The sequence below is a fragment of the Staphylococcus sp. CoH_129_LAB_1 genome, from assembly GCF_058191515.1.
Genome location: NZ_JBXWKZ010000001.1, coordinates 82,582 through 90,085, shown reverse-complemented (window position 1 = coordinate 90,085; position 7,504 = coordinate 82,582). Strand labels below are relative to the sequence as shown.

The window sequence follows — 7,504 nt, the reverse complement described above, 5'->3', positions numbered from 1 at the left end:
AGGTAAATACTTAGGATTCTAATTTATTATACTTAAAAATTAAAATAAGAATGGAGAAATTAAAATGACTAAATTAGCAGAAGCAATTGCAAATACTGTAACATCAGCACAAAACCAAGACTGGACAAAACTAGGTACAAGCATCGTAGACATCGTAGAAAGCGGCGTAAGTATCTTAGGAAAAGTATTTGGTTTCTAATTAAAATTTGAGACAGTTAGTTTGATGTTTTGCACTTAAGGAGAGATATCTTCTTAAGTGCTTTTTTTATTCTGTTTATATCTGATAAAATAATAGATATAAACGGATTAGGAGAATATAAATGAAATACGATACTATTTTACTTGATTTTGATGATACAATTGTTGACTTTTTTGATGCAGAAGATCGAGCTTTTCATAAAATGGCACAACATTTTGGTCATTATCCAACTGAAGAAGATTTTCAATTTTTTAAGAAAGTAAATCAAAGTCATTGGGAAGCGTTTCAAAAAAATGACCTATCTAAAGAAGAAGTATTAACTCATCGTTTTATTAATTATTTTAAAGAGTATGGTATAGACGTAGATGGTAAAAAAGCTGATTTTTTATTTAGAGATGAATTAGCTAAAGCGCCATTAAAATTCTTCAACTCTACTTTAGAAACAATTGATCGATTAAGCCAAGAATGTGAATTGTTTATTGTGACTAATGGGGTTACAGATACCCAAAAACGTCGGATTGCTCAATTGGAATTTAAAGATATCTTAGCAGGAGTATATATTTCAGAAGAAACAGGTTATCAAAAACCTATGAGTGAATTTTTTGATTACATCTTTGAAAGAATTGGTGAAGAAAAAAGAAAGACTGCAATGATAGTAGGAGACTCTCTTACCTCAGATATACTAGGGGGAAAAAATGCTAGTATTACAACATGTTGGTTTAACTATCGTAATAAAGAAAATAACAGTAATATTGTGCCAGATTATGAAATACAATCTTTACACGAATTGGTTAATTTAGTGGAATAATAATTAATGAGAAGCCTAAGATAAAATAATAACCCAGGCTTCTTTTATGCAAATAGAGTTTATATCTTAATCATTTGGATACCATACAAGGATATCAAATCCTTCTGGGTTTTTAGAATTGACGTCTTTGAATTCATGATGAGTAAAAAACGCTTTAGAATCTTGACGTGCAATAGCTTTAATAGGTAATTGTAATGATTTAGCGTAATCAATTAATGCTTGACCATAACCGCGTTGTTGATACGCGTCTAACACTTCTAATTTCCAAAGTAATAAATAATCATCATAATTTGGAAAATAGCTTTCTTCGACATCACCCTTTTTTAACAAGGCCATTCGTGCTACTAAATTATCACCATTAAAAATACCATAAAATGGTGAGTCTGAACTTGCGTCGATCATTTGCCCCTTAAATTCTTCAACCATATATAAGTCTTTATTACCTAATTCTCTAAATGTTTTAAATAATTCATCAGTTTTATAATTTATTTCAAGATGATGAACTTTAGTCATGTTCTCCTATCCCCCCTTAAATTCTTTATATATATTATATCGTAATTCATATGTTTTTTTCATTTAGTAACATATTAATTATTCAATAGTCTGATAAAATGGTTTTGATTTTCAATATTTAAGCCGTAAAATTGTCATCTAAGGATATAATCTTTATACTAAATAAGTAATGTTATATCGAAGGAGTAAGGGAATGAACTGTAAAATAACTAATATTCAAGAAAAAGATTCATTTATTACTAAGTTAGAAAACAGTGATGAAGCATTATTGGAATTTTATCAATATAATCCAGTTAAACCATCTAGTTTTGATCAAAGAATGAAGCGTTCTAATAATGGTAGAGAGCAACAACTTGCTCAAGTGATTAAATCGTATATGTCCGATTTGAATATAACAAAAATTCAACAGACTCATCTTACTGCACTTAGTGAAGGAGCTAAAGTGGTAGTTGGTGGCCAACAGGCTGGTCTTTTTGGAGGACCTTTATATACGTTTCATAAAATTCTTTCAATTGTTAATTTAAGTCGTGAATTAACTGAAAAATATCAACAAACTGTTGTACCTGTTTTTTGGATTGCGGGTGAAGACCATGACTTTGAAGAAGTAAATCATACGTATGCTTATAATTCAAAAGATGCTCAATTACATAAAGTGAAGTATCATACGATGACGCCACCTGAAACAAACGTTACTCGTTATATTCCAGACAAAGAACAGATGATTGAAGCACTTAATCAATTTTTTAAAGAATTAAAAGAAACGACACATACTAATGCACTTTATCAAATGTGTTTAGAAATTATAGAAAAGTACAATAATTGGACCGATATTTTTAAAGGGTTACTCCAAGAAGTTTTTAAAGACTATGGTGTACTATTTATTGACGCTCAATATGAAAAAGTTCGTGAATTGGAAAAGCCATTACTGAAAAATATTATTCAAAAACATAATGAAATTAATCATGCGTTTAGAAATACACAAAAATTAACTACGCAATCAGGCTTAAGCAAAATGATTGAAACAGAGACCAATGTTCATTTGTTCCTTAATGAAGATAGTATGCGTCAACTAATTACTAAAAAAGATAATGTATTCAAGTTGAGTAAATCAGATATTACATATAATGAAGATGAATTATTAAAATTAGTTGAAAAAGAACCGGCTCGTTTCTCTAATAATGTAGTAACTAGACCAGTTATGGAAGAATGGCTATTCAATACAGTAGCTTTTATTGGTGGGCCGAGTGAAATTAAATATTGGGCTGAATTGAATGAAGTATTTAAAATTTTAGATGTTGAAATGCCTATTGTCTTACCAAGAATGAAAATCACTTATTTACCAAATAGAATAGAAAAATTAATTAATCAATATCAGCTAGATATTGAAAATATCATTATATATGGAATAGAAAATGATAGAGAAAAATTTGTTCGTAGTAAAGCTTCAGATACATTTATTCAAAATGTGGAGTCTTTGAAAGAAAATCATGACAAAATATATGAATTACTTTGTAAAGAGGTTAATGATAATCAAGATAATATCAATTTAGTAAAGAAAAATTACGAGATTCATAACAAACAATTTGATTATTTATTAAAACGTTATTTACTTAACATTGAAAGAGATAACGATATTAGTATGAAACATTTTAGAGAAATTGAACATGTATTGCATCCAATGGGTGGTTTACAAGAAAGAATTTGGAACCCACTTCAAATGTTGAATGAATTTGGGATAGATATGTTCAGTCCCTCCACTTATCCCCCACTTAAATACACATTTAATCAAATTGTTATAAAACCTTGATTTATAAGGAAAAACCCATATTATCTATTTAGATAATATGGGTCTTTTTATGTCAAATTAAAGAATTTTAAGATATTTTACATAATTAGTGGAGGATAGTGGTGAGATGTGGTAAATTATTAATAAGGTGAGGTGATAATAATGTTCATGGGAGAATACGAGCATCAATTAGATGCTAAAGGACGTATGATAATTCCATCTAAGTTTCGATATGACTTAAATGAACGTTTTATTATCACACGAGGCCTTGATAAATGTTTGTTTGGCTACACGCTTGAAGAATGGCAACAGATTGAAGAGAAAATGAAAACCTTACCTATGACAAAAAAAGACGCACGTAAGTTTATGCGTATGTTCTTCTCTGGAGCTATCGAAGTAGAGCTAGATAAACAAGGGCGTATTAATATTCCTCAAAATTTGAGGAAATACGCAAATTTAACAAAAGAATGTACGGTAATAGGTGTTTCAAATCGTATAGAAATTTGGGACAGAGAAACTTGGAAGGATTTTTATGAAGAATCAGAAGAAGATTTTGAAGATATTGCCGAGGATTTAATAGATTTTGATTTTTAATGGAGGAATTTATAGTGTTTCATCATGTAAGCGTTATGCTAAAAGAAACAATAGATAAATTAGACATCAAAGAAGATGGCATATATGTAGATTGTACGCTTGGTGGAGCTGGTCATGCACTCTATTTATTAAATCAATTAAACGATGACGGTAGGCTGATTGCAATCGATCAAGATACTACTGCATTAGAAAATGCTAAAGAAGTACTAAAAGATCACTTACACAAGGTCACGTTTGTACATAATAACTTTAGAGAATTAACTGATATTTTGAAAAATTTAGGAATTGAAAAAGTAGATGGTATTTACTATGACTTAGGTGTTTCAAGTCCACAACTTGATATACCTGAAAGAGGATTTAGTTATCATCATGATGCAAAGTTAGATATGCGTATGGACCAAACGCAAGAACTAACTGCATATGATATTGTTAATGATTGGCCTTATGAGGCATTGGTTAAAATTTTCTATCGTTATGGAGAAGAAAAGTTTTCTAAACAAATAGCGAGAAGAATAGAAGCACACCGTGAACAACAACCTATTGAAACAACGTTAGAGCTTGTAGATATTATTAAAGAAGGTATTCCAGCCAAAGCTCGAAGAAAAGGTGGTCATCCTGCTAAACGCGTTTTTCAAGCGATTAGAATAGCAGTGAACGATGAACTCTCTGCTTTCGAAGATTCAATTGAACAAGCCATTGAGCATGTTAAAGTAGGAGGTAGAATTTCAGTTATTACTTTCCACTCTTTGGAAGATAGACTATGTAAACAAATTTTCCAAGAATACGAAAAAGGACCTGACGTGCCTAGAGGTTTACCAATTATTCCTGAAGCCTATACACCTAAGTTAAAACGAGTAAATCGTAAACCAATTACTGCTACAGAAGCGGATTTAGACGAAAACAATAGAGCACGTAGTGCAAAATTACGTGTTGCTGAAATATTAAAATAAGGAGTAATTGAGGATGGCTGTAGAAAAAATTTACGAACCATATGAACACATTCAGCACACTAGCATACCGAAAGAACAACCTAAGACACAACCTGAAACGAGAACAGTAACTAAAAAGGTTGTTGTTCAACTTACGCGATTTGAGAAGTTTTTATACATAACGCTTGTTACAGCAATTGCTGTTTTGGCAATCTATATGCTATCTTTAAAAATGGATGCGTACGATACAAATGACAAAATTGCCGATTTAGACCAAAAAATTGAACAACAATCTAATGAGAACAATGCAATTCAATCTGAAATTAAGAAAAATTCTTCTTACGAGCGCATTTACGATCAGGCTAAAAAACAAGGTATGAGCCTAAAGAACGATAATGTAAAGGTAGTGCGTACTAATGGCGAAGCGAAAAATTAAAATTAGAAAAAATAAATTAGGAGCAGTCCTCCTTGTTGGATTATTCGGACTGCTCTTTTTTGTATTGCTTTTAAGATATTCATATATCATGATAACTGGGCATTCAGATGGACAAAATTTAGTGATGCGCGCTAATGAAAAGTATCTCGTAAAAATGCAAGAACAGCCGGAAAGAGGGAAAATCTACGATAGAAACGGTAAAATTTTAGCCGAAGATGTTCAAAGGTATAAATTAGTAGCCATTATTGATAAAAGTGCTGGGGAAGTTGGAGATACACCACGGTATGTTAAAGATAAAAAGAAAACAGCAAAACAATTATCAAAAATTATTGATATGAAACCCGATGAAATCGAAAAACGACTTAATCAAAAAAAAGCCTTTCAAGTTGAATTTGGACAAAAAGGAACAAATTTAACATACCAAGATAAAGTTAAGCTCGACAAAATGGATTTACCAGGAATTACCTTATATCCAGAAACTGAACGATTTTATCCTAACGGTAATTTTGCTTCTCATTTAATTGGCATGGCTCAAAAAAATCCGGATACTGGTGAATTAAACGGTGCATTAGGAGTAGAAAAGATTTTTAATAGTTACCTAAATGGACAGAAAGGCTCACTATCATATATACATGACATTTGGGGTTATATTGCACCAAATAGTAAAAATGAAAAAGCACCAAAACGTGGTGATGACGTTCATCTAACTATTGATTCCAATATACAAATATTTGTCGAAGAGGCACTTGATGACATGGTGAAACGATATGAACCAAAAGATTTATTTGCAGTGGTTATGGATGCTAAAACAGGAGAAATTCTAGCATACAGTCAACGCCCAACGTTTAATCCTGAAACGGGTAAAAACTTTGGAAAAAAATGGGCTAATGACTTATATCAAAATGCATATGAGCCAGGTTCAACATTTAAATCGTATGGATTAGCAGCAGCTATCCAAGAAGGTAAATTTAATCCTAAAGAAAAATATGAATCTGGTCATCGTGATATTATGGGTTCGAGAATTTCTGACTGGAATAAAACTGGTTGGGGAGAAATTCCAATGTCATTAGGTTTCACATACTCATCTAATACATTGATGATGCATCTTCAAGATTTAGTTGGTGCTGATAAAATGAAATCTTGGTATGAGCGCTTTGGATTTGGTAAGTCTACAAATGGTATGTTTGATGGCGAATTAAAAGGGAATATTGCTTGGTCAAATGAATTACAACAAAAAACGTCATCATTCGGTCAATCAACTACAGTGACACCTGTACAAATGATACAAGCACAATCAGCTTTCTTTAATAAAGGAAACATGTTAAAACCTTGGTTTGTCCAAAGTATAGAGAATCCAATTTCAAAGAAAACATTTTACACTGGTGAAAAGAGTATAGCTGGAAAACCTATCACTTCAGACACTGCGGATAAAGTTGAAACAGAATTAGATAAAGTAGTAAATAGTGATAAAAGTCACGCTTCAAATTATCGTGTTGATGGTTATGATATTGAAGGGAAAACAGGTACTGCTCAAGTAGTTAATGAAAATGGTAGTGGTTATGTTAAAGGGTCAAATCCTTACTTTGTAAGCTTTATAGGAGATGCGCCTAAAAAGCATCCTAGAGTTATTGTTTATGCCGGGATGAGTCTGGCTCAGAAAAACGATCAAGAAGCATATGAATTAGGTGTAAGTAAAGCCTTTAAACCTATTATGGAAAATACACTTAAGTATTTAAATGTAGGCTCCAAAAAAGATGAAATTCAATCGGCACAGTATAGTAAAGTGCCAAATGTTGTAGGAAAATCAAGTCAAAAAGCACAAGATAGTCTTAAAGCACAAGATTTACAACCTGTAATTATTGGTAATGGTAATACAATAAAAACTCAATCTACTAAAGCTAATGCAAAATTATTACCGAATAGTAAAGTATTAGCAGTGACAGATGGTGATATTACTATGCCAAATATGAAAGGTTGGACAACAGGCGATGTTCTAGCTTTTCAAGAATTAACTGGAATCAATGTTACGACTAAAGGCAGTGGATATGTAACAAAACAATCTGTTGCAAGTGGTTCAACACTTAAAAGTAATAATAAAGTTGAAATAGAATTGTCTACTGATGATCCTAATGATAGTACATCCTCAACTGATTCGGATGAAACTGATTCAAATAATACTTCAGATAATTCAACTGATTCAATTTCTAATGATAAAAATGATTCTTAAGGATAAATGAAG

General features: G+C 31.4%; 8 protein-coding genes. 7 read left to right on the top strand and 1 reads right to left on the bottom strand.

The genetic code is table 11. From position 1 onward, the window contains the following. Positions 1-64 precede the first annotated feature (64 nt). A complete protein-coding gene (locus AC2FB1_RS00405; RefSeq protein WP_490673311.1) occupies positions 65-199 on the top strand; it encodes a beta-class phenol-soluble modulin in 135 nt (44 codons plus the stop codon). Between the two features lie 121 nt (positions 200-320). Continuing rightward, entirely contained in the window at positions 321-1,007 is a 687-nt protein-coding gene (locus AC2FB1_RS00400; protein WP_490673310.1) for a YjjG family noncanonical pyrimidine nucleotidase, read from the top strand. 66 nt (positions 1,008-1,073) lie between these two features. Here AC2FB1_RS00400 and AC2FB1_RS00395 read toward each other — a convergent pair whose 3' ends face one another. Continuing rightward, on the bottom strand, positions 1,074-1,520 hold the full coding sequence (locus AC2FB1_RS00395) for an N-acetyltransferase (RefSeq protein ID WP_490673309.1): 447 nt from the start codon (positions 1,518-1,520) through the stop codon (positions 1,074-1,076). A 193-nt stretch (positions 1,521-1,713) separates the two neighbouring features. On the opposite strand from AC2FB1_RS00395, the gene bshC reads away from it, so the two are divergent. The 5 genes from bshC to AC2FB1_RS00370 all read left to right on the top strand — a co-directional run bounded on the left by bshC (position 1,714) and on the right by AC2FB1_RS00370 (position 7,492). Further along, entirely contained in the window at positions 1,714-3,327 is a 1,614-nt protein-coding gene (bshC, locus tag AC2FB1_RS00390) for a bacillithiol biosynthesis cysteine-adding enzyme BshC (RefSeq protein ID WP_490673308.1), read from the top strand. A gap of 141 nt (positions 3,328-3,468) precedes the next feature. Then, on the top strand, positions 3,469-3,900 hold the full coding sequence (gene mraZ / locus AC2FB1_RS00385; RefSeq protein WP_490673307.1) for a division/cell wall cluster transcriptional repressor MraZ: 432 nt from the start codon (positions 3,469-3,471) through the stop codon (positions 3,898-3,900). Positions 3,901-3,914: 14 nt separating this feature from the next. After that, positions 3,915-4,850 carry a 16S rRNA (cytosine(1402)-N(4))-methyltransferase RsmH gene (gene rsmH / locus AC2FB1_RS00380; protein WP_490673306.1) on the top strand — a complete coding sequence of 312 codons (936 nt, stop codon included), beginning with the start codon at positions 3,915-3,917 and terminating at the stop codon, positions 4,848-4,850. Positions 4,851-4,863: 13 nt separating this feature from the next. Continuing rightward, positions 4,864-5,265 (top strand): cell division protein FtsL, encoded by a 402-nt coding sequence (gene ftsL, locus AC2FB1_RS00375; RefSeq protein WP_490673305.1) that lies wholly within the window; start codon positions 4,864-4,866, stop codon positions 5,263-5,265. After that, complete coding sequence (locus AC2FB1_RS00370) at positions 5,246-7,492, top strand: penicillin-binding protein (RefSeq protein ID WP_490673304.1); 2,247 nt, start codon at positions 5,246-5,248, stop codon at positions 7,490-7,492. The genes ftsL and AC2FB1_RS00370 overlap by 20 nt, the downstream gene beginning before the upstream one ends. The last annotated feature ends 12 nt before the right edge of the window (positions 7,493-7,504 follow it).